The organism is bacterium (assembly GCA_004322275.1).
In the GTDB taxonomy this organism is placed as follows: domain Bacteria; phylum Desulfobacterota; class Deferrisomatia; order Deferrisomatales; family BM512; genus SCTA01.
Genome location: SCTA01000035.1, coordinates 80215 through 102108 on the forward strand (window position 1 = coordinate 80215; position 21894 = coordinate 102108).

At 57.7% G+C, this 21894-nt stretch carries 24 protein-coding genes; 6 read left to right on the top strand and 18 right to left on the bottom strand.

Annotated features, from left to right (window positions below; genetic code table 11):
* Positions 1-23 precede the first annotated feature (23 nt).
* Positions 24-623, bottom strand: a complete 600-nt coding sequence (locus EPN96_10815) for a hypothetical protein (protein ID TAL16099.1) — start codon at positions 621-623, stop codon at positions 24-26.
* Positions 624-905: 282 nt separating this feature from the next.
* Between EPN96_10815 and EPN96_10820 the strand changes: the two genes are divergently transcribed.
* Positions 906-1139, top strand: coding sequence for a hypothetical protein (locus EPN96_10820; GenBank protein ID TAL16100.1), 234 nt, complete (start codon positions 906-908; stop codon positions 1137-1139).
* 4 nt (positions 1140-1143) lie between these two features.
* On the opposite strand, the gene EPN96_10825 is transcribed toward EPN96_10820, so the two are convergent.
* On the bottom strand, positions 1144-1899 hold the full coding sequence (locus EPN96_10825; protein TAL16101.1) for an RNA methyltransferase: 756 nt from the start codon (positions 1897-1899) through the stop codon (positions 1144-1146).
* A gap of 64 nt (positions 1900-1963) precedes the next feature.
* Positions 1964-3520: a methylenetetrahydrofolate reductase gene (locus EPN96_10830; protein ID TAL16102.1), complete on the bottom strand. Its 1557-nt coding sequence runs from the start codon at positions 3518-3520 to the stop codon at positions 1964-1966.
* Between the two features lie 272 nt (positions 3521-3792).
* Here EPN96_10830 and EPN96_10835 point away from each other — a divergent pair, with 272 nt between their 5' ends.
* From EPN96_10835 to EPN96_10855, 5 genes are all read left to right on the top strand, one after another.
* Complete coding sequence (locus EPN96_10835) at positions 3793-4452, top strand: alpha/beta hydrolase (GenBank protein ID TAL16103.1); 660 nt, start codon at positions 3793-3795, stop codon at positions 4450-4452.
* Between the two features lie 68 nt (positions 4453-4520).
* The gene (locus tag EPN96_10840; GenBank protein TAL16104.1) at positions 4521-5192 is read left to right on the top strand and encodes a hypothetical protein; all 672 of its coding nucleotides are present in this window, start codon (positions 4521-4523) and stop codon (positions 5190-5192) included.
* Between the two features lie 25 nt (positions 5193-5217).
* Positions 5218-6216, top strand: a complete 999-nt coding sequence (locus tag EPN96_10845) for an ABC transporter ATP-binding protein (protein ID TAL16105.1) — start codon at positions 5218-5220, stop codon at positions 6214-6216.
* Complete coding sequence (locus EPN96_10850; protein TAL16106.1) at positions 6209-7132, top strand: ATP-binding cassette domain-containing protein; 924 nt, start codon at positions 6209-6211, stop codon at positions 7130-7132. The genes EPN96_10845 and EPN96_10850 overlap by 8 nt, the downstream gene beginning before the upstream one ends.
* Before the next feature lie 97 nt (positions 7133-7229).
* Positions 7230-7925, top strand: a complete 696-nt coding sequence (locus EPN96_10855; GenBank protein ID TAL16128.1) for a zinc metallopeptidase — start codon at positions 7230-7232, stop codon at positions 7923-7925.
* Between the two features lie 311 nt (positions 7926-8236).
* Here EPN96_10855 and EPN96_10860 read toward each other — a convergent pair whose 3' ends face one another.
* The 15 genes from EPN96_10860 to EPN96_10930 form a co-directional block, all read right to left on the bottom strand.
* The gene (locus tag EPN96_10860) at positions 8237-9634 is read right to left on the bottom strand and encodes an NADH-quinone oxidoreductase subunit N (GenBank protein TAL16107.1); all 1398 of its coding nucleotides are present in this window, start codon (positions 9632-9634) and stop codon (positions 8237-8239) included.
* Between the two features lie 181 nt (positions 9635-9815).
* Entirely contained in the window at positions 9816-11561 is a 1746-nt protein-coding gene (locus EPN96_10865; GenBank protein TAL16108.1) for an NADH-quinone oxidoreductase subunit M, read from the bottom strand.
* Between the two features lie 15 nt (positions 11562-11576).
* Positions 11577-13340, bottom strand: coding sequence for a Na(+)/H(+) antiporter subunit D (locus EPN96_10870; GenBank protein ID TAL16109.1), 1764 nt, complete (start codon positions 13338-13340; stop codon positions 11577-11579).
* A gap of 5 nt (positions 13341-13345) precedes the next feature.
* On the bottom strand, positions 13346-13618 hold the full coding sequence (locus EPN96_10875) for a hypothetical protein (protein ID TAL16110.1): 273 nt from the start codon (positions 13616-13618) through the stop codon (positions 13346-13348).
* The gene (locus tag EPN96_10880) at positions 13615-15081 is read right to left on the bottom strand and encodes a monovalent cation/H+ antiporter subunit D family protein (protein ID TAL16111.1); all 1467 of its coding nucleotides are present in this window, start codon (positions 15079-15081) and stop codon (positions 13615-13617) included. Before EPN96_10880 ends, EPN96_10875 begins: the two co-directional genes overlap by 4 nt.
* A gap of 8 nt (positions 15082-15089) precedes the next feature.
* Complete coding sequence (gene nuoK, locus EPN96_10885; protein TAL16112.1) at positions 15090-15416, bottom strand: NADH-quinone oxidoreductase subunit NuoK; 327 nt, start codon at positions 15414-15416, stop codon at positions 15090-15092.
* Positions 15413-15976, bottom strand: a complete 564-nt coding sequence (locus EPN96_10890; protein ID TAL16113.1) for an NADH-quinone oxidoreductase subunit J — start codon at positions 15974-15976, stop codon at positions 15413-15415. Before EPN96_10890 ends, nuoK begins: the two co-directional genes overlap by 4 nt.
* A 30-nt stretch (positions 15977-16006) precedes the next feature.
* Positions 16007-16537 (bottom strand): NADH-quinone oxidoreductase subunit I, encoded by a 531-nt coding sequence (locus EPN96_10895; protein TAL16114.1) that lies wholly within the window; start codon positions 16535-16537, stop codon positions 16007-16009.
* Positions 16538-17551 (bottom strand): NADH-quinone oxidoreductase subunit NuoH, encoded by a 1014-nt coding sequence (gene nuoH, locus EPN96_10900; GenBank protein TAL16115.1) that lies wholly within the window; start codon positions 17549-17551, stop codon positions 16538-16540.
* Between the two features lie 10 nt (positions 17552-17561).
* Complete coding sequence (locus EPN96_10905; GenBank protein TAL16116.1) at positions 17562-18674, bottom strand: NADH-quinone oxidoreductase subunit D; 1113 nt, start codon at positions 18672-18674, stop codon at positions 17562-17564.
* Positions 18671-19171 (bottom strand): NADH-quinone oxidoreductase subunit C, encoded by a 501-nt coding sequence (locus EPN96_10910; GenBank protein TAL16117.1) that lies wholly within the window; start codon positions 19169-19171, stop codon positions 18671-18673. The genes EPN96_10905 and EPN96_10910 overlap by 4 nt, the downstream gene beginning before the upstream one ends.
* Positions 19168-19674, bottom strand: a complete 507-nt coding sequence (locus EPN96_10915) for an NADH-quinone oxidoreductase subunit B (protein TAL16129.1) — start codon at positions 19672-19674, stop codon at positions 19168-19170. Before EPN96_10915 ends, EPN96_10910 begins: the two co-directional genes overlap by 4 nt.
* 83 nt (positions 19675-19757) lie before the next feature.
* A complete protein-coding gene (locus EPN96_10920) occupies positions 19758-20141 on the bottom strand; it encodes an NADH-quinone oxidoreductase subunit A (protein ID TAL16118.1) in 384 nt (127 codons plus the stop codon).
* A 332-nt stretch (positions 20142-20473) separates the two neighbouring features.
* Complete coding sequence (locus tag EPN96_10925) at positions 20474-20773, bottom strand: hypothetical protein (GenBank protein TAL16119.1); 300 nt, start codon at positions 20771-20773, stop codon at positions 20474-20476.
* 107 nt (positions 20774-20880) lie between these two features.
* Positions 20881-21822: a radical SAM/Cys-rich domain protein gene (locus tag EPN96_10930; protein ID TAL16120.1), complete on the bottom strand. Its 942-nt coding sequence runs from the start codon at positions 21820-21822 to the stop codon at positions 20881-20883.
* Between the last annotated feature and the right edge of the window lie 72 nt (positions 21823-21894).

Below are 21894 nucleotides of genomic sequence, written 5' to 3' on the forward strand. Positions count from 1 at the left end.
CCGGCTCAAGCCAACCTACCCGGCTATTTATGTAATTCCCGTACAGACGAAATAATTCGTCTTATAGCAATATCATCCTCGGGTAAATAATAGTTTTTCCTCATTTCGGCGGAGCATGACAGAATGCGTCCATCATCAAGGGTTAAGTCCATCCGATAGTAAATCCAGCTTCCAGAGAACATAGTATCTATGCTGGCATGGTAATTATCATACCAGTCGCTGGAAATTTTAGTTTCTTCATTCCCTGTTCTATACGATTCACTATTTTTTGAAATTTTCGCTCTTTTAACAAACTCGTCCTTTGAAAAAAAAGCCATTCTTATAACTAAACCATACTGGTTATCGGCCAGAAGTACCGGTGGACGTATTGGATGCAAGTAAATTACAACACTTTTAATCCCTCCGACTGCGTCGCTCGCTCGGTAAGTGTCTTTCGGTAAATCAACAGCAATGCCGGCAACAGGGAACTCACGCACTTCCCATTCACTAAAACTAGTCCTTTCTGGTTCCCCATTTCGGCTGCATGCGGCAAAGATTGTGATGACAATGAGAATTGCCAGCTTAGGCATCAAACTTAAAAACTTTTTTCTACAGCTTTGCAATTTTGCCAAATTATCTTTCACTGCCTTAGCTCTTGCTCTATACCGATTTAAGCCGTCGTAGGCCCTGTGTTCGCAATTGTGGACAGACATTGCACGGCTCCCGCGTTCACGTGAAAACCACTCATTTGAGTGACATATCACATAATACCGTGGGCAACAAGCGCTATAAACCCGGCGGTGATCCCGTCTTACTCTGTAAAAAAAGGCGTCCCGAGTGGCGGGGATTTTAATTGCCGTGTAGTATTCGTGAATAAATCGGTAAAAGTTATTCAGGTATCCGCTTCAGGGGTTAAGGAGTTTTTCATGAAGATCGTTGGGATTCTGATAGTTTTGGCTCTCGGCCTTTTCCTGACCTACTACATCGCCGGAGATTATATGACGGCTTCCCAGGGCGGAAGCTCGGAGGAGATGAAGTTCGAGCCGATGAAGATAACGAAGGAAGTCACCGAAAAACTCGGCGGCGCTCAGGACGAGATGAAAGAGAAGATCGACGAGGCCATCGGCAAGGAAAAAGAAAAAAAGGAAGAGGACAGGTAAGGGGTCAGTCCTTACGCTTTTTCGCCAGCTCCAGCGCCACCACTACCTTCGAGAGCATTCCCCGCAGTATGTGCACGTCCCGCGGGTCGGGGAGCCTTCGGGAGAATATCCTTCGCATGGCGTTCATTATCCGCGCCGGGTCATCCTCCTTTATGAAGCCTATAGTGTCGAGCACCTCTCCCAGATGCCCGTAAAAACCTTCCAGCTCCTCGACGGTGGCGAGCTTCCGCTCCGGCTTCTGCGCGCCCTCCGTCTCTTCGGCCACAGAGAAGAGCTCGTAGGCGAAGAGAAGAACGGCCTGTGAGAGGTTGAGGCTGGTGAGGGTGGGGTGGGTAGGTATGTTGACCATCCAGTGGCACTTCTCAAGGTCTTCGTTGGAGAGTCCGTTGTCTTCGCAGCCGAAAACCGCGGCGATGCGCGCCCCGCTGAACTCTTCTGAGATGGCGCGTACGGCCGGTTTAAGTTCTATCCCGTCGTTTCGCTTCTTCCCGGTTCTGGCAGTGAAGCCAAGAGAAAGTTCAGTATCGGCGAGGGCCTTTGCAAGGTCGTCGGTCACGGCGGCGTTTTTCAGAATGTGCATGGCGTTTGAACGGGCCATGGGCTCAAGAAGGGGGTCTTCAAAGATACCCTCCGCCGGACGCACCAGGGTAAGCTTTTCAAGGCCGAAGTTGGCCATCGCCCTCGCCACGCTGCCCACGTTGCCGCCGTAGAGCGGCTCTACGAGCACTATCCGAATGTCTTCCAACAAAATCCTGCTCATCGAACCCCAAAACAACGAGGGGAGGCCGTTTGGCCTCCCCTCGGTTTCTAATGGAAAAGCAAACTTACTTCTTCTCGGGGGGCAAAACGCCCAGACGCTTCGCCGTGTGGTCTCTTCCCATGTAGAAGTTCAGCCAGGAGGAGGTCCAGAGCAGGTCGAAGTTGATCGGCGGGACGTAGTAGGCCCCGAGGGTGTCTTCCGCGCCGTGGCTTTTGAGGCGGGGGTAGGCGCGGACGTAAATGCACTGCTTCTTTCCCTCGTAGATTTCGCACCAGCCGTTGTAGCTGCCGCCGCAGGGGCCGTTGCGCTGGCTCTTGGGGCACTGGCTTGTCGGGCAGACGTAGGCGGTGTCGAAGAGGGCGCAGTCGCCGCAGTGCATGCACTCGTTGGTGATGACCTTCATCAGGTGTTCCACGCGAGTGAAGGGGTGCTCCAGAGCGGAGCCGTCGATCGCCTTCGCGAAAGCGCGCATCGGGCTGAAAAGGAAGCCGCTTTTCTCGAACATCGAGTGGTGAAGGACCCTGAAAGCCTTGTAGCCGAGGGAAGAGGAGGGACGCTTGGAGCGGTCCACCGGCTTGTCGGTGTTGAGGCCGGTCTTGGAGTCCTTCTCGAAGTAGTACCAGCCGTTGGGCTGGGGGAAGTTGAATTCTCCGACGAGGTCCATCCAGTTGGGAGCCAGTTCCTCGCCCCTCTGGATTATCATCTCGACCTCTTCGTACTTCATGCCGTGGCCGCCGATGTGGACGCCCGCGAACCCCATGCCCTTCATGAAGGCGTACATCTTCGAGGCGCGTTCGATTCTCTTTGACTTGCCCTTGTCCTCGGCCTCCGCTTCCTTTGCAAGGACGGAAACCAGCTCGTTGGTGACCACGCAGCCGGGAAGGCCGTTGCGGTTCATCAGCCTGGCGGCTCCGAGGGGGAGGAGGTAGATGTTGCCGACGACGGGAACGTCGCCAAAGCCCAGGTGCTTAACCATCTGGAGGGCTTCGTGTATCTTGCGTATGTCGTAGCCGAGCTGGGTGACGATGAACTGCGCGCCCTGCTCCAGCTTCTTCTTGAGCTTGTAGTACTGGCCCATCTGCTCCGATTCGAGAGCCTTGAAGGGGCTGACGGCGGCTCCGGCGAAGAAGTGGGTGGGTTTGATGGTGGTGGAGCCCTTGGGGGTCGGCACCGTAAGCCCCTTGTTGAGGGCCGTGGTCATTCCGACCAGCTGGGAGGCGTCCATGTCGAAGACCGGCTTACTGCGCCCCTGATAGCCGGAATAGGTGAAGTCGCCGGTCATCACGAGCAGGTTTCTTACGTTGGCGCGTTCCATGCCGTAAAGGAGGGATTCGAGCTGGTTTCTGTTCTTGTCCTTGCAGGTGAAGTGGACAAGGGGCTCGATCCCGAGCTTCATGATTTCAGCGCCCAGCATTTCGGCCGAGATGGCGGGATTTCCACCGGGATTGTCGGTTATAGTCAGCGCGTGAACCTTGCCGCCTTTGGCCGCCGCCGCGGCGGAAGCCATGACGACGTCCTGGGCGGCCTCGAAGGAGCCGCGCCCGGGAACGAGTTCCCAGGTTACGCTGAAGGTGTTTTTGTCGAGAAGTGATTCCTGGAATTTGCTATAGGTCTCAGACACTTTGATATCCTCCGCCCTGCTTGTGGTTGGTGGAAATTTGCACAGCGGATTATATGAGCGGGCATGCGCCAAGTCAACCTATTTGAACGACGTTTTAAAAATTGAAAACTCTTGATTTAACGAAGAATTTACTTAAATTCCGGCTGCGGCGCCGATTCAAATGCGCGGGGTTTTTCACCGAAGTGAATTTTTTTAAAAAGGGTGTTTTTGGGTGCGGTTGAACTTTTGTTAGTATGGATTGTCAACGAACGACTGCCGGGAGACGCGACGGAGTGAACGGAAAACAAGAAGAGGTGAACTTCCCCAGCGGCGGGCTTTTGCTGGAAGGGATACTTTGGGACCCGGGGCTTCCCGGCGTTTCCGGGGCGATAATAGTGTGCCATCCCCACCCGCTCTACGGCGGCGACATGCATAACGATATCGTCGTAAAACTGTCCGGGGCGCTCGAAGAGCTTCGTCTTCCCATTCTTCGCTTCAATTTCCGGGGGGCTGGCGAAAGCGAGGGCGTGCACGACGGCGCGCTGGAGAAGGAAGACGTAAGGGCCGCAGTGGATTTCATCTTTGACAGATACAAGGGAATGAAAGAAGTTCATCTGGCGGGTTATTCATGGGGTCTTGTAATGGCTCTGGCGGAGTCCGACGCCGATCCGAGGGTAAAATCGGTAGCGGGCATCGCGCCTCCCGTTGGTTTTATGGATTGCGGCGGAATCGGACTTAATCCTTCCATTCCGAAAATATTCGTTGTGGGAGACAAAGACAGCTTCGCTCCCGCACCGAAGGTGAGGGATTGGCTCAAGGGACTGGGCGGAGACGTTAGGGTGGAATGGATTGAGGGCGCCGATCACTTCTTCTTCGGGAGAACCGGTAAAATTTCCGGCGTTATCGTGGATTTTTTTAAAAATATAACAGGAGGCGAAAATTTACCCCCTTGATTTACTGCAATATTGTATTATTACTAAGATAGTAAAAATTGATTTATATCCAGCACTTCGGAGAATACATGGCGGTCAGGAAAAAACTTGGCGAAGTATTGATAGACGGCGGCCTTATCACGGAAAACCAGCTTTCGGTTGCGCTTCAAAGCCAGAGCACCTGGGGCGGAAAACTGGGTTCGACCCTTGTGCGCATGGGTTTCGCCAAGGAAGAAGAGATTCTGGCCGTACTCTCAAAGCAACTCGGCTTCCCCGCCGTAGATTTCAACAAGGTCAAGCTCTCTCCAAAGGCCGTGAGAACGGTTCCGCTTCGCCTCGCGGAGAAATACAACGTCATTCCGGTCGCCATGAGGGACACCCACGGCAAGAAGCAGATAGTTCTCGTCATGAGCGATCCGACCAATCTCGACATAATCAGCGAGATCGAGTTCCAGACGGGGTATTCGGTCCACCCTGCGGTGGCGACCGAATCGGCCATCGCCCGGGCGATTGATTTCTATTACAAGAGCGGTTCCGCCATAGCCGCCGGACAGGTTCCCGACAAGATCGAAGCCTCGGCCGTCTCCCATGAAGAGGAGATGGTTCTGGTCGAAAGGGAGGGCGGGCTGTACGACAAGGCCGCCTTCGAGGAACTCCCCACCGACGAGATGCTCAAGATGGTCCTTCGGGTTTTGGACCGCAAGGGACTAGTCACCAGGGCGGACTTGGCCGTCGAAATGAGAAAGCTCAAAAAAAGCTGACCCCTCCTCCCAGCCAACCTGACGAATGGACGTACCGCAGGGATTTTCGGAGAGCCGATTGCCCGAACCCGCCCTTTTGATTTCCGGCCTCAAGGTCTCCTGGCCTGCTCCCGGCGGCGTTCTTGACGCCGTAAGGGGGGTGGACCTCGCCGTCAACTCCGGCGAAACGGTCGCGCTCGTCGGCGAATCCGGCTGCGGCAAGACCCTCACCGCCCTTTCTGTAATCTCCCTCATACCGAAGCCCGGAAAAGTCACCGCAGGAAAGATACTCCTCGACGGGAAGGACGTTCTCTCTCTCGACGGGGAAGCGCTCCGGAGGCTGCGGGGGCGATCGGCGGGAATGGTCTTTCAGGAGCCGATGACAAGCCTGAACCCTGTGTTTACCGTGGGATTCCAGCTCGCCGAGGCGGTAAACCCGGAGGGCTCTCTCACGCGGAACGAGGTCAGAAACCGCTCAATCGAACTGCTGCGCGAGGTGGGCATTCCCGAGCCCGAAAAGAGGCTGGACTCCTATCCTCACGAGCTTTCCGGGGGGCTTCGCCAGCGGGTGATGATCGCCTCGGCGATAGCACAAAACCCCAGGCTCCTTATCGCCGACGAACCCACAACCGCCCTCGACGTTACGGTGGAAGCCCAGATAATGCACCTTCTCGAAAGGCTGAAGGAGGAGCGCGGGATAGCGGTGCTGCTCATAACCCACGATCTCGGAATAGTCCGGCGCCACGCCGCGAGGGTTTACGTCATGTACGCGGGTTACGTGGTCGAGGAGGGGAGCGCGGAGAGGATTTTCAATTGCCCCTCCCACCCTTACACGAGGGGGCTTATCCGCTCGCTGCCGAGAAGGGGAGAGGTTCTGACGCCCATTCCCGGAAACGTCCCCTCGCTCGCCGGAATACCCCCGGGGTGCCCTTTCAGCGACCGTTGCCCGCTCGTGATACCCGCCTGCTCCGAAGGTCTTCCGCCCCTGACCCAAGCACCCGGCCAAAACCTCTCGCGTTGCATAAGGAGCTGTGAGGATGTTTGAGGCGAGGGGAGTTTCAAAGTCATTTCGCCTCGGGAAGGTGGATCTTTGGGCGGTGGACGGGGTGAACCTGACCGTAAACAAGGGGGAAACCCACGCCCTCGTCGGAGAGTCGGGCTGCGGAAAATCCACACTCGCGCGGATGATGGTGCTTCTGGAAAGTCCGACAAAGGGCGAGATACTCTTCGAGGGCAGGGACATCATCTCTCTGAGGGGCAGAGAACTCTTCGGCTTTCGCCGGAAGGTCCAGATGATCTTTCAGGACCCTTACGGCTCCCTGAATCCGAGAATGCGCATCGGTGACATCGTCTCCGAGCCCCTTGAGATACACTCTCTGGCCTCGGGAGAGGCGAAAAAGAAGCGCGTGACCGAGCTTTTGTGCAAGGTCGGCCTCCAGCCCGACGCCGCGGACAGATACCCCAGGGAGTTCAGCGGCGGGCAGAGGCAGAGGATAAGCATAGCAAGGGCGCTTGCCGTCTCCCCCTCTCTGATTATCGCCGACGAGCCGCTGTCGGCGCTCGATGTCTCAGTTCAGGCCCAGATACTCATGCTTCTGGACAAGCTCAAGAGAGAGGAAAACCTCTCCTACCTGATAATCAGCCACGATCTTCGCGTGGTGGAGTACATCTCCGACAGGATTTCGGTGATGTATCTTGGGCGGATAGTCGAATCGGGGAAAACCGAAGAGGTCTTCGCTTCCCCGCTGCATCCCTACACCAAAGCGCTTTTCGCGGCCGCTTCCTACGTGGGGGAGATAGCAGGCCTTAGCGGCGAGGCGCCGAGCCCGGTTAAGAGGCCCGAGGGTTGCTGCTTTTCCCCGAGGTGCGTTTTCGCCCTTCCCGAATGCCGCAGCAGCGTCCCCGAACCCTTCATCTTGCCCGGAGGAAGAATGGTGCGCTGCCACCTTTGCCGGAAATGATGTAATATTTGACTTGCTTCTATTGCCTTGCCGCGAAACAATCCTTATATAATTAAATATGTTTTAACGTCTTAGAAGGAGAATGGACTTGTTTCCAATGCTTTTCGACCCCCTTTACATGGTTTTCTGGCTGCCGGGACTGGCTATAGCGCTTGGAGCCCAGATATGGGTGAAGAGTTCTTTTTCGCGCTACAGCAAGGTCGATAACCGCTCGAATCTGAGCGGAGCGCAGGCCGCGAGAAGGATACTCGACAGCGAAGGGCTGAGCGGGGTGAAGATTGAGGTCGCCCACGGCTTTCTCGGCGATCACTACGACCCCTCCGCCAAGGTTCTTCGCCTCTCGGAGGAGGTGCATTCCGGGCGCTCGCTCGCTTCCGTCGGAGTGGCGGCCCACGAGGCAGGACACGCAGTGCAGGACGCGGCCGGCTACGTACCCATGAAGGCGCGGGCGGGGCTTGTTCCGATAGTCTCCCTCGGCTCCTACCTGGCTTTCCCGCTCCTGATGCTGGGCATGTTCATAAAGGCCGCCGGGCTCATGAAGATGGGCGTCTTCCTCTTCGGCGGAGTCGTCCTCTTTCAGGTGGTAACGTTGCCGGTGGAGTTCAACGCCAGCAGCCGCGCGATGGCGTCGCTTGAAAAGGCGGGGATTCTCACAGGCCCGGAGGAACTCAGCGGAGCCCGTTCGGTGCTGAACGCCGCGGCCATGACTTACGTCGCCGCCGCCGTCAGCAGCGCGCTGCAACTTGTTTATTTTATGCTTCGAGCAGGCATGCTGGGCGGGCGCGACGAGTAATATCCGTCGCATCCTTTCCGCCCCCGGTTGTTTTTGGCTTCGGCTTTTCCCGCCATGCATCGTTGCCGCCTGCGCCGGACGCTTGCCGTATAAACGATACTGCCTTCGCGTCCTTGCTCGGCTGCGCCTCGCCTGACGGAAAAATCCAAAGCCAAATTAAAAGCAAGGGTTTTGCCTCGCCCTTTCGCTGCGGGGGCCTCGACGGAAATGGAAAACCATGCCGGTGAGTATGTAAAATCATCATCTGCACAAATAAAAAAAGGCCGGTCCCTTCGCGGGAACCGGCCTTTTTGCATTATGTCGTAAAGTGTTTAGATGCCGTGTTTCAGCAGGTCGATGAAGAAGCCGGGCATTGCGCCCACCGCGATTATGGCGATTATGAAGATGACTCCGAGCGCCTTGGCGGCCAGCGAGATGGCGACGGTTTCTCCGCCTTCTGCGTCGGGGTCGGGGCTGTAGGCGGCGCGGACCATCTTCAGGTAGTAGAAGACCGCCACGGCGGTGTTCAGCGCGCCAACGATGACCAGCCAGAGGTTGTGGGATTCCAGAGCGGAGGTGAGGACGAAGAGTTTCCCGGAGAAACCCGCCATCGGCGGGATGCCCGCGAGGCCGAAAGCGCCGATGGCAAGGGTGAAGGCAAGAAGCGGCGATCTTTTGTGGAGGCCGCGAAGGTTTTCTATGGTTACGTTGTCTCCGTTCGCGGAGAGGTTGTAGATGACGAAGAAGAGGGCCAGATTCATCAGGAGGTAGCCGCAGACGTAGTAGGTGGCCGAGGCCTGACCGCCGATGGTGTTGGAGAGTATTCCCGCAAGCATGAAGCCGGCGTGGGAGATGGAGGAGAAGGCGAGAAGCCTCTTGATGTCGGTCTGCGCCAGCGCCGCTAAATTGCCGTAGGTCATCGAGAGCGCCGAGAGAATCGCAAGGAACACCGTGAAATTCGAGCCGCTCCCCGCGAGGCCGGTGAGGCGGATGAGGACCGCTACCGCGCCGACCTTGGGGAGGGTCGCGATGATGGCGGTGGTTTCGTTGGAGGCGCCTTCGTAGACGTCAGGCGTCCACTGATGGAAGGGGAAGACCGCGAGCTTGAAGAAGAAGCTGGCGAAGGTCATGGCCAGCGCGATAAAGCCCATCGGCTCCGCCGAAATCGCGGGGTAGATACGGGCGAGGTCGGCGAGGTTGACGGTGTGCGCCAGTCCGAAGACGTAGCTCATGCCGAAGAGGCTGACGCCGGAGGCGATTGCCCCGAAAAGGATGTATTTGATGCCGGATTCGACCTGCTTGTGCTGTCTTCCGTCCCTGAGGGGAACGAGGATGTAGAGCGAGTAGGAGGAGACTTCTAGGGCGATATAGAGCGTCAAAAGGTCCATTGCGCTGACCATGAAGGTGAGGCCGAGGACGCTTATCGTCAAAAAGAGGTAGTACTCCGTCGAGTTCTCCGAATCGACGCCCCTGAGCCCTTCGCCGAAGGCCACTATGAGGAAAAACCCGATGGCGAGAAGCACCTTGAAGACCTGCGAAAAAAGGTCGAGCCGGTAAGTCCCCTGGAAAAGCTCGCCGGTCGCGCCGAGAGACATGAAGGCGGTGACTACCGCTCCCGCCGAGAGGAGGAGAGCCAACCCCCTTGGTGCGCAGTTTTTGGAGCAGGCGATTGCGCTGAGAAAGAGAATCAGCGCCGCTACCGCAAGGTATGTTTCATGCAAAAACGCCATGAGTTTAAAACTCCCAAGGTTTAAGGGATTGTTGAAAAACTGCTGCGAGCCCCGTTTTCGGCGTCGCGTGCTCGCTCGTCGCTCGCCGTATTAGCGCATACTGTCTCGCTTCTCGCTGTGCGGCTCCTTGAAACCGGGTCTTCTCGCAACGTTTTTGAACAACCCCTCGGAGATATTTATATTAATGTCCGCCTGCGGAGGGGGCGCTTTCCTGGGGGGCGGGTTCCCCTCCGTGAGCGGGCGCTTCTCCATGAGCGTTTTCATTTACGGTTTCGGTGGAGTGTTCGCCGGTCTTGGCCTCTTCTCCGTGGACCGGCTCGCCGCCGTGGGAAGGCGCTGCGCCGTGTCCGCCGCCGAAGCCCATGCCGGCCTTGAAGCCGTTCCAGCCCGGTTCGGGGAGAGAACCGCTGGCGATGTCGGCGTGGGTCTGGTTCACGAGGTTGGCGACGGATTTTTCAATCTTCGAGATGAAGGGCTTCGGAGCGAGGCCGATCAGCACGACGAAGAAGGCCAGAAAGGTGAGGGTCGCGAACTCGCGCAGGTTCACGTCGAAGAAGTGGTGCGCGTGGCCGCCCTCGCCGTGGTCGTGGTGGCCGTGTCCGTCGTCCTTGTCCCAGATGATCTTCTGGAGGAGGCGGAGCATGTAAGTGGCCGCGAGGAGCGCGCCGGGGATGGCGAAAGAGGCGACAAGCTTGTTCTGCTTGAAAGCCCCGATGAGCACCAGAAGCTCGCCGACGAAGGAGTTCGTACCGGGAAAGCCGAGGGAGGAGAGGGAGAAAAGGCCGAGGAAGGCGACGTAGACCGGCATGAAAGAGCCTATCGCCGAGTTGTCCTTGATCTGCCTCGAATGGCTTCTTTCGTAGATTATGCCGATGCATATGAAGAGCGCGCCGGTGGTTATGCCGTGGTTTATCATCTGGAGCAGCGCGCCCTCTATCCCCTCTACGTTCATGAGGAAGATGCCGAGGGTGACGAAACCCATGTGGCCCACGGAGGAGTAGGCGATAAGCTTTTTGATGTCTTTTTGCCCGAGAGCGATGAAGCCGCCGTAGAGTATCGAAGCTATCGAGCCCCAGAGAAAGACCGGAGCCAGATAGAGCGCCGCCGAGGGGGTAATCGGCAGGCAGAAGCGCAGAAAGCCGTAAGTGCCCATCTTGAGGAGGACGGCCGCCAGTATGACGGAGCCCGCCGTGGGCGCTTCGACGTGGGCCGCCGGAAGCCAGGTGTGGAAGGGGAACATCGGCACCTTGATGGCGAAGGCGAGCGCGAAGGCCAGGAAGACCCAGAACTGGAAGGCGAAGGGATAGCCCCTGCCCATCATCTCGGGGATGAAGAAAGTTCCCGCCTTGAGGTAGAGGGCGATTATCGCCACCAGGAGGAGCACCGAACCCGCGAGGGTGTAGAGAAAGAACTTGAGCGAAGCGTAAGCCTTGTTGTCGCCGCCCCATATCGCGATGAGGAGGTACATCGGGATGAGCATCGCTTCCCAGAAGACGTAGAAGAGGACGAGATCCAGAGCGCAGAAGACGCCGATCATCGCGGCTTCGAGGATGAAGAGGGCGAAGACGAACTCCTTGACGCGCTTTTCTATGTATTTCCAGGAGCACAGGATGCACAGCGGCATTACGAAGGTGGTCAGCATGACAAGAAGTATGCTGATGCCGTCCACGCCGAGGGCGTAGTTCATGTGAAAGGTCTGAACCCAGGGGGTGAGTTCCGTAAACTGGAACTTGACCGTCGAGGGGTCGAAGTTGTTGAAGAGGGGGATTGAAACCAGCGCCTCGGCGACCATGACCGCGAAGGCCCACGATTTGAGCACCTTGTCTCCCTGAAGGAACAGGGAAACCAAAGCTCCCGCAATGGGGAGGAATATGAGGATGCTCAGAATCGGATATCCAAGGCTTTGTTCAGCGAAGAACGCACTCATGTCGATTCAGATCCTTTAGATATTCACGGCCAGTAAAATTATCAGAAAGAGCGCCGTTACCGCGATCGCCATGTACTGCTGGAGCTTGCCGGTCTGGGCATGGCGCACCTGGTCGCCGGTTTCGTAAACCTTGTGGGCGAGGCCGTCGACCACGCCGTCAATCGCCGCCACGTCGAACCTGGAGGTTATGGAAGCCATAGCCAGCGCAAAGGTGTAACCGGCTTTCTTGTAAAGTTCTCCGACCCACTCGTTCGCGGGCGTAAGCGATTTCCCTATGAGCCCCACAAACCAGCTGAGGCCTTTGCGGTAAAAGATGTCTATGTCGAGATTCAGCTTCGGCTTGGGCTTCATCAGCTTGCGAAGGAGGTAAAAGCCAAGGCCCGTGTAGGCGAGAAGCTGGATTGACTCCGACAGGTGATACGCGGAGTAGGGGTGGTACTCGGTGTCGAAGGGCAGCATCTTGTATAGCCAGTCGGGATAGACGCCGATGAAGATGCAGAAGAAGGCGGCGATACCCATCGCTACCAGCATGTTCTTGGGCGGCTCCTTGCACTCTACGCCGCTGTCCTCACCGAAGAAGATGAAGTAGGGGAGCTTCACTCCGACGGAAAGGAAGGTTCCTACCGAGGCGAGGAGGAGCACGAGCATGAGCCCCAGCCTGTGCGCGTCGCCCGCGCCGGTGACTATCATCGACTTGGAGACGAAGCCGCTGGTGAGCGGGAAGCCGGAGATCGCTATGCCGCCGATGACGGTGAAGAGCATCGTCAGGGGCATTCTCTTGTAGAGGCCGCCGAGTTCGTTCAGGTTGGCGGTTCCGGCCATTTCCAGCACGGCTCCGACGCCCATGAAGAGGAGCGCCTTGTAAAGGATGTGGGCGTAGGCGTGGGCGACCGCGCCGTTTAGCGCCATCGCCGTGCCTATGCCGATGCCGCACACCATGTAGCCGACCTGGCTGATGATGTGGTAGGCGAGAATCCTTCTGGCGTTGTTCTCGATTACCGCGTAGCCGACTCCATAGAGGGTCATCGCCGCGCCCATTATCGCAAGCACCTCGAAACCCGCGAAGCCCCGCAAAAGGACGTAGACGGCGGTCTTGGTGGTGAAGGCGCACATGAAGACCGCGCCGGTGACCGTGGCCTCGGGGTAGGCGTCGGGGAGCCAGGCGTGGAGGCCTACGACTGCGGCGTTGAGGGCGAAACCGGCCATGATGAGGTATTCCGCGACTCCCGCCGAAGAGGGAGCTATGGAGTCGAAGACCATCGAGCCGGTGGCCTTGTAGCGGAGGAAGATGCCCGCGAGGAGGACGAGCCCCCCGAAGGTGTGCATCAAAAGGTACCGGAACCCCGCCGCCGTCGAATCCGGCTTTCTTCGCGCCCAGACCAGGAAGGTCGAGGCGAAGGCCATCAGTTCCCAGTAGCAGAAGAGGGTGAGGTAGTCGCCCGCGAGGGTGGTGCCCAGCGAACCGGCCACGTAGAGGAAACCGGCGGCGTGCTGCACCGGGTCTTCGACGTGGAGCGCGTAGATAGCGCCGATTACCGCCATGAGGGTGAAGACGTGAAGGAATACGACGGCCAGCTTGTCGACCCTTGCCGTCACTATCTCGAAGCCGAGGTAGTTGTGGATGCCGTAGTTGCCAGGCTCCATGCCGGCCATGGTGGTGACGACGTAGAACGCCGAAAGGGGGGCGGCGACGAGAAAAAACTTCCTGACGCCGCCTTTAAGCACCAGCGCCAGAAGGGCGCCGACGATCATTATAAGTGCGGGGTTGACGTAGGTCATGGCTGTTATTCCTCCCCGCTGTCGTTGCGGCTGTAAAAATCGAGCGGTTTCTGGAGGAGGTCGTGGCCGAGCCACTTCATGAACTTGGTCATAAGAAGGCACCCGGCAAGGCCGAAGAAGGCCCAGAAGCCGATAATCCTGTCGCCGCCGAAATGCGGAGCGTGGCGCTCGGCGAAGGCGTCGAAGAGCAGCGCGCCGCCGAGGATGGAGATGAAGATCGCCATCAGAAGGTGAGGCTTCTTCCTAAGCCAGGTAATAAATTCGGCTATAGGACTCATTTAATCACCTCGACAAGGCTGAGCCAGAGTTCGGGATAGAAACCGAAGATCACCGACAGTACAGCCGTAAAGCACAGGGGAACAACCATGAAGGGCGACGCCTCGGCAATGACCGTGCCTTGGGCCACTCCGCCCTTCGGGAAGAAGGCGCGGACGAAGATCGGGATGAAGTAACCGGCGTTTAGGAGCGAGCTGACCATGAGTACGGTCAGAAGCCCCCAGGAGCTGAGTTCCATCGCGCCCTTCGCCAGATACCACTTCGTAACGAAACCGGCCACCGGGGGCGCGCCTATCATCGAGAGGGAGGCGAGGCCGAAGGCGGCCATCGTGAAGGGCATCTTGTAGCCGATGCCGTCAAGCTCCGGAATCTCCTTTTTATGGTGGGCGACGTAAATAGCCCCAGCGCAAAAGAAGAGGGTGATCTTGGAGAAGGCGTGGTTGGGTATGTGCATGAGCCCGCCGGTGATAGAGCTTGGCGTCAGCATGGCGACGCCGAGGACTATGTAGGAGAGCTGCGAAATCGTCGAGTAGGCCAGCCGGGCTTTCAGGTTGGTCTTGGTAAGCGCTATTGCCGAACCGGCGAGGACGGTGAAGGCGGCTATGTAGGCGCTGACAATGCCCAGATTCCAGCGGTGGAGAAGATCGACGCCGAAGACGAAGAGCATCACCCTGCACACAGAGAAGACGCCGACCTTGACGACCGCGACGGCGTGCAGAAGGGCGCTGACCGGGGTGGGCGCGACCATCGCGGAGGGAAGCCAGTTGTGGAAGGGCATCACCGCCGCCTTCGCGTAGCCGAAGAAGCTCAGGAAGTAGAGCACCGAGACCATCACCCTGCCCGCGGTGGAGGGGAAGATGCCGGTGGTCATGTTGGTGGCGAAATCCAGCGTCCCCGTGGTCACGTATATCGCCGCGAGGGCCGGGAGCAGCATCAGCTTGGAGGTCACCATAAGGTAGGTGAGGTACTTCCTGCTGCCGTCGTAAGCCTCGCCGTCCTGGTGGTGCATGACCAGCGGGTAGGTGAAGATGGAGACCAGCTCGTAGAAGAGGTAGAGGGCCAGCAGCGTTCCCGAGAAGGCCACGCCCATCGCGCCGAAGATAGTGGCGGAGTAGCAGACGTAGAATCTCGTCTGCGCGTGTTCGTTCAGCCCCCTCATGTAGCCGACGCAGTAGAAGGTGGCCAGTATCCAGAGGAAAGAGGAGGTCAGCGCGAAGAGGAGGCTCATGCCGTCTACCCTAAGGGTGACGTCGATTCCTTCGTAGATGTGGAAGAGCTGCAGCGAGTAGGTGCCGCCCCCGGTGACGTGGCTCACCAGAGTCAGGACGGAGAGGAAGGTCAGCCCCGCTCCCACCGAGGAGATGGTGTCGCGCACGTTGGGCGATTTGCCGGTGACGAGGTTCAGTATCGCCGTAACGAGGGGAAGGAGGAGCGGGACGAGTATGAAGGAAGACTCGATATTCATGGCGGCTCCTAATCCTTCATCTCGGAAAGTTCGTCAGCGATGATCGAGTGGCGGTAGCGGTAGACCGCTACTGCTATCGAGAGCGCTATCGCCGCCTCGGCGGCGGCCAGACCCATGATGAAGAGGGTGAAGGTCGCGCCGGTGGTCTTGTCGGCTATTAAAAAGCGGTTGAAAGCCATGAAGTTGAGGCCCGCCGCGTTCAGTATAAGCTCGACTGAGATCAGCATGGCGATGAGGCCGGGACGGCTGATGAGTCCGTAAAGCCCGAGGGTGAAAAGGGCAAGAGCGATGAAGAGGTAAACTTCAAGGCTGCCGAAGTATTGTGGCTGAATCATAGCTCTTCGCCTCCGGCGCTTGCGGGAGAGCCCCGGCCGCGCCTTGCGATAATTACCGAGCCGACGATTGCGACGAGAAGGACCAGTGATATCAGCTCGAAGGCAAGTATGTTGCGGGTGAGGAGAGCTTCGCCGACCTCGCCGGTGGTTCCGAGCGAGATGGATTCCGACGCCGCGGTCCAGTGTTTTTTAATGAGCGCGCCGCCTATCGCCGAGGCGGTGAAGAAGGCGACGAGAAGGCCCAGCGCGATCTTGGTGGCTTCCCGAAGCGAGCTTCTCTTTTCTTCCGCCGGGGGGCGCGAGAGCATCACCGCGAAGACCATGCTGATGCAGACGGCTCCCACGTAGATGAGAATCTGCATGGCGGCGATGAAGTTGTTGCCGAGGAAGGCGTAAAGCCCGGCAACGCCCGTCAGGGAGAGGACGAGCCCCAGTACCGCGTGGATGACCTGCCTTGCGAGAACCGCGGTAAGCGCTCCCCCAAGGGTCATAGCCACGACAGCTATGAAGGCGAGGTCCCCAAGTTTTACAAACAAACTCAATTCAGGACTAAAATCCATATTGCATGACCCGCAGTGAAAGGAGCGTCATCAAGCTTCGGCGGGAGCCGCGGCGGCTTCCTTCTTCGGCTTTTCGCTCTCGGTCTTGGGTTCAGGTTCAGGCGGCCCCCAGACGATTCCGGTTTCGGCGGCGCGCTTTTTCGCGCGTTCCAGAAGATTGAAATGGAAGTCGTGGCGGGAGGTCCCCACGAGGGTGTATTCGTGCGAGAAATAAAGTGCGCTGGTCGGGCAGACCTCGACACAGTTGGCGCAAAGGCTGCACTTGGTGAAATCGAGGTGGTAGGCGACGAGTTCCTTCTTTTTCGCCCCCTCGGGCTTTTCAGCTATTACCCTGATGCAGTTGGAGGGGCAGATGCGCTCGCACATCATGCAGGTTATGCACTTGTGGAAGCCCTTTTCGATGACCATATCGGTATGGCCCCGGAAGTTCGGCGTCACTTCCATTCTCTCGAAGGGGTAGTGAACCGTTATCGGCTTTTTGAAAAAAACCTTGCCGGTGATCCTCATGCCGGTGAAAAGGCTGTTTAGCCCCGAGAACATTTCCTTGAAGTACGAGATCATTTAATTACCCCCCAGAGCCTTGATCCATATCGCTTCGGCGGCGAGGTTCACCATCGAAATCGGGATCAAATACTTCCAGCAAAGGTTGAGGAGCTGGTCGAAACGGACGCGGGGGAAGGTCCAGCGCATCCAGATCATCACGATTATGAGAAAGTAGACCTTGGCCAGAAAGATCAGCAGGCGAAGTCCTTCAAGCAGTATTCCGGAGCCTTCCAGAGTGAAGAAGGGCAGGTTGTAGCCGCCGAGGAAGAGGCTTGTCGCTATAGAGGCGACGAGGAGCATGTTGGTGTATTCGCCGAGGAAGAAAAGGCCGAACCCCATGCCGGTGTACTCGGTGTGGAAACCGGCGGTAAGCTCGCTCTCCGCTTCCGGAAGGTCGAAGGGAGCGCGGTTGGTCTCGGCCATGCCGGTGATGAAGTAGATGCAAAAGCCGATGAAGCCGAAGACGTTGAAGACGAACCAGTGGCCTCCCTGCGCCTCGACGAGGTCGGAGAGCCGAAGGCTTCCCACCCAGAGGACGGCGGAAAGAAGGCTCATCAGAAGAGGTATCTCGTAGGCGATGTTCTGGGCGACGCTTCGTATCGCGCCGAAGAGGGAGTATTTGTTCGCGCTCGACCAGCCCGCGATGAGGATGGCGAGGACGTTCAGGGAGGCCAGAGCGATGATGAAGAGGACTCCAACGTCGAGGTCGTTGACCTGAAGGACTTTGGAGAAGGGGACGACGATAAGGGCGACGATCGGCGGCACGAAGCTGAGGACCGGGGCCAGCTTGAAGAGCTTCGAGTCGGCCTTTTCCGGCACTATGAGCTGTTTGCCCATGAGCTTCAGGCCGTCGATGGCCGTCTGGAGAAGGCCGAAGGGGCCTACCTCGGTGGGGCCGGGGCGTTGCTGGATGCGCCCGCACACCTTCCGCTCCACAAGGACGAGAACGGCGGAGTTGGTGAAGACGTAGAGCACGATCACAATCGCGATGGCGATAATGAAGAGCAGGTTCGGTGAGCTCGCTATCTGCATTTTAGTTCACTCAGCGGTCAATTTCCGGGATGACCAGGTCAAAGCTACCCATGACGGCCACCAGATCGGAAAGAAGGATTCCGCGGGTCAATTCCCTAAGAAGGCTCAAATTGGAATAGGAGGGCGGTCGTATCTTCATGCGGTAGGGGTTTTGCGTCCCTTCGCCGACGAGATAGTAGCCGAGGGCGCCGCGTGCAGCCTCCACCGCCTGATAGACCTCGCCGGAGGTCTTGAGCACCTTTGGAACTTTCGGGGCTATGTAGTCCCCCTCGGGGAGGTTCGCGATAGCCTGCTCGATGATGCGTATCGACTGCTCTATCTCCGCCATGCGAACCCTGTAACGGGCGAGGGCGTCGCACTCGGTGAAGCAGGGGATCTCGAAATCGAACTCGGGGTAGACCGAGTAGGGCTCGACCTTCCTCACGTCGTAGGGCACGCCGCTGCCGCGGATGACCGGGCCGGTGGCGCCGTACTTGAGGGCCATGTCCACGGGTATGTGGCCGACGTTTTCCACGCGCTTTCTGAAGATTACGTTGCCGGTGACAAGATCGTTGTACATCGGCATCTTGGAGCGGAGCCTCTTTACGAAAGCCTTCGTCCCTTCGAGGAACTTGTCGTCCACGTCCCTGCACACGCCGCCAATGCGGAAATAGCTGTAGGTGAGGCGCGCGCCGGTGAGGTCTTCGAGGAGATCGTAGATTATCTCCCTGTCGTCGAAGGCGTAAAGAATCGGAGTGAAAGCGCCGAGGTCGAGAAGGAAGGCGCCGAACCAGAGGAGATGGCTGCTTATCCGGTTCAGCTCCGAGGTCATCGCGCGGATGTATTCGGCGCGTTTCGGGACTTCGAGGCCGAGGAGCTTTTCTACCGCGAGGACGTGGGCGTGGGCGAAGGGCAGCGGGCCCGCGTAGTCCATTCTGCTTACGTTGGCGTAAAAGCCGCGGTGCTCGCGTATCTCGCCCATCTTTTCGTGCATCCGGTGGCCGTAGCCTATAACCGGATCGGCGCTAAGCACGTACTCGCCGTCGCAGTGAAGAACTACCCTGAGCACCCCGTGAGTCGAGGGGTGCTGCGGCCCCATGTTGAGGACGAAGGTTTCCTGGGTGGGGTCTGCCTGGTGGATCATTCGCTCACCTCGGCTTCTTCCCTGGCCGGCGCAAAGCGTCCAATCAGTTCGGAGAGGTTCTTTAGTTTTTCTTCGCTTTTGCGCAGGGGATGGAAATCGGTCTGGTCCTCGGGGAGGATCAGCGGAGTCATGTCGGGGTGACCCTCGAAGTTGACTCCAAAAAAGTCCCGCGTCTCCCTTTCGTGCCAGTTCGCGCCGGGGTAAATGTCCGAAATCGTAGGGCAGACCGGGTTCTCGCGGTCGATGAGAACTCTTCCGACGACCCGGCAGACTTCGTAGACGCTGGTGAAGTGGCATACCACCATCATCGGGACGGCGTCCACGGCGGTAAGGGATTCGATGAGGAGCCCCGCCTCGCGGATTACCTTCGCGAACTCGCGGAAGGTTTCGGGAGTGGCGAGAACGTCGACGTTGCAGCGGGTCTTTTCGTAGTCCGCCTCGCAAACGTCCAGACCCTGAACGGCGGAGAGCTTCTGAATAATCTCTTTGGCGCTCATTCGGAGATACCCGTCGGATTCTTGCGGTGGGGGGCCAGGAGACCCTTCACCTGAGGAAGCGGATGTCTGTGGCCCGAGATGATTTCCTGAAGCTTGAAGATTCCTTCGAGCAGGGCTTCCGGCCTCGGCGGGCAGCCGGGGATGTAAACGTCCACCGGCACTATCCTGTCCACGCCCTCTATTACGTTGTAGTTTTCCTCGATCTTGAAGGGGCCGCCGGAGATAGCGCAGTTACCCATCGCAATAACCCACTTGGGGGAGGGCATCTGCTCGTAGAGGCGAAGGAGCACGGGGGCCATCTTCTTGTTGAGGGTTCCGGCGACGATCATCAGGTCGCACTGGCGGGGAGAGGGGCGGAAAACCTCCGAGCCGTAGCGAGACATATCGACCCGCGCCATGCCCGCCGCCATCATCTCGATGGCGCAGCAGGCGAGGCCGAAGGTCATGGGCCAGACCGAGTTGGCCCTGCAGAAATTGACGAGGGTCTGAACCGCGCCGACCATTGCGGGGTCGTTCGATACGCTCTTGTAGCCCGGCCCCGGTTCAAAGGAGGGGCAGGCTTCGCACCCTTCCACGAGTATGGGCTTCAAATCTTTCTCCTTGACCAAGTGAACACTCCCTTTCGCCAGGCGTAAGCAATGGCGAGAGCAAGGATGGCGATGAAGAGAACCATTGCGACCGCGACGCCCATGCCGGGGACCTTGCGGTAGGCGAGGGCGGCGGGGAATAGATAGAGGACATCTACGTCGAAGGCGAGGAACATAAGCGCGTAGAGGTAGTAGAGGACGCCGTAGCGAATCCAGGCGGGACCGATCGGGTCCATGCCGCATTCGTAGGTTTCGAGAGTCTTGTCCTGAATGTAGCTGGGGGCGATAAGGGCGACGATTACAAAGGGCAGAGCCGCCGCGCCCGCGCCTACAACCAGGAAAATAGCGATATAGATGAGGTCAACGACCCAGATTCCGTTCATCGTCTACGCCTCTTGATGCGGTCGGGAAAATCGACGTAGGGACGATACGGCAAGCCGTAACGCCATGTCAATCCATTACAGCCCGGTTCGAGACGCAGGTAAATAATTACAATCTGCAAGGGTGAACCGAAAGGCAAGTATTTCATGTGAATTACGGGCAATAAAACGAAAACGCAAAAAATTAATCCGGCTGACGTGGACGAAAAAGATTTTGGGCGAAAGGGGGGAGGGGGGTCGAAAACGGTGTTTTATATCAATCTTTTCGTGAAGAAAATTTTAAGAATTAATAAATTGACTTAAGTTTAAATAAAGGAGGTTTGCGCCAGCCTCGTTCAGGGAAGGCGCGACGGCGCGGGAGGGGCGTCTGAGGATTTTGAAAAGGCCCGGAAAAACACAAAAAAGAAAACAGCGACGTCCAAAGCCACGGCAAGGAAAATCAAAAAGAACAGAATTATCAGGCCAACTGGAACCATGAGGAATAGCGCCAGAACCAGGCTCTCCCAAAACCCCTCCCCGAGGCACAGCGTAAGGACAAAGCTGGCCGCATACCCCATCCACATCAAATGGCGTGTTTCCAGTTCGCTCACCCAATCACAAAAAATCTTGATTCCTCTTTCGGGGGCGCCCGGCATGACCCTAAACTCTCCGTTTTGCAAGCTGCGTCGAACGATCCTTCAAATCTGACCGGAGACAACCTAGCACTGTTCCTGAAACCGTCAAAGATGCAAATGGTTCTTACCTAATCCAGCGCGCCCGCGCAGGAGGAGCCCTGACCGGCGGTGCAGCCGAAACAATGGTTGCCCGTGACGATCCGCCTTTTGTTCAGTTCGCCGGGGGAAAAATCTCCGATCGTCCGCGAACCGGCGCAGCCTACCGGGAGGCCGAGGGCGATGTTGAAGTCGCAGTCGTAAAGGACGCCGTCCCAACCTATGGTTATCTGGCTGCGGCACATGAGGCCGCTGACCGTTTTGGGGTTAAACGACTCCTTCAATTTTGAAAGATAGCCAGCGGCCTGGCCCGACCCGTCGAGGCTCTGGAAAAATCTCCCGATGGGCATGTTCGTTATGGTTATGAGGTTGGTGAACTCAACGCCGTAGTCTTCTCTCAGCCTTCTGCGGTAGGCTTCCTCCAGCGCGGTTTGAGGCGGAGGAAGGAAAGGCCCGGAGGGATTGTAGACGAGGGTGAGGGGGAGGGTTTTTCCGTAGCCGAGGGAGTTAAGGGCATGAAGGGCCAAGACCGAGGCGTCGAAGGTTCCCTTGCCTCTCTGGGCGTCTACGTTTTCCTTCAGGTAACAGGGAAGCGAGGCGACGAGGGATACCTTGCTTCGAGCAAGAAATCCACAGAGGCGTTCCCTCCCCATAAGCGCCGCGAGGTTGGTTCGCAGTTTTACAGGGATTTTATTTTCCGAAAGGGCGGTTATGAACCTTTCGAGGTGAACGTTGAGCTCGGGCGAGCCGCCGGTTATGTCTACCGACACCCCCTCGATGGTTTTTGCCGTTCCGACGATTTTCTCCATCACCTCCCAGCTCATTGATTCGTGGCGCTCGGGGCCGGATTCGAGGTGGCAGTGGGAACAGCTCAGGTTGCACCGGAGCCCGACGTTGACCTGGAGGACCTTTATTCCGTCTGCGAAGACGCCGGGATTTTTCTCGCCGCCTGCGGTTGGATCGAACTCGTTCATTTTTCCCTTTACGATTGAGAGTGTAGCGGGTTAAGAGCGATAGGGCGGTAATTCTGGACGCTCTATAAAAGT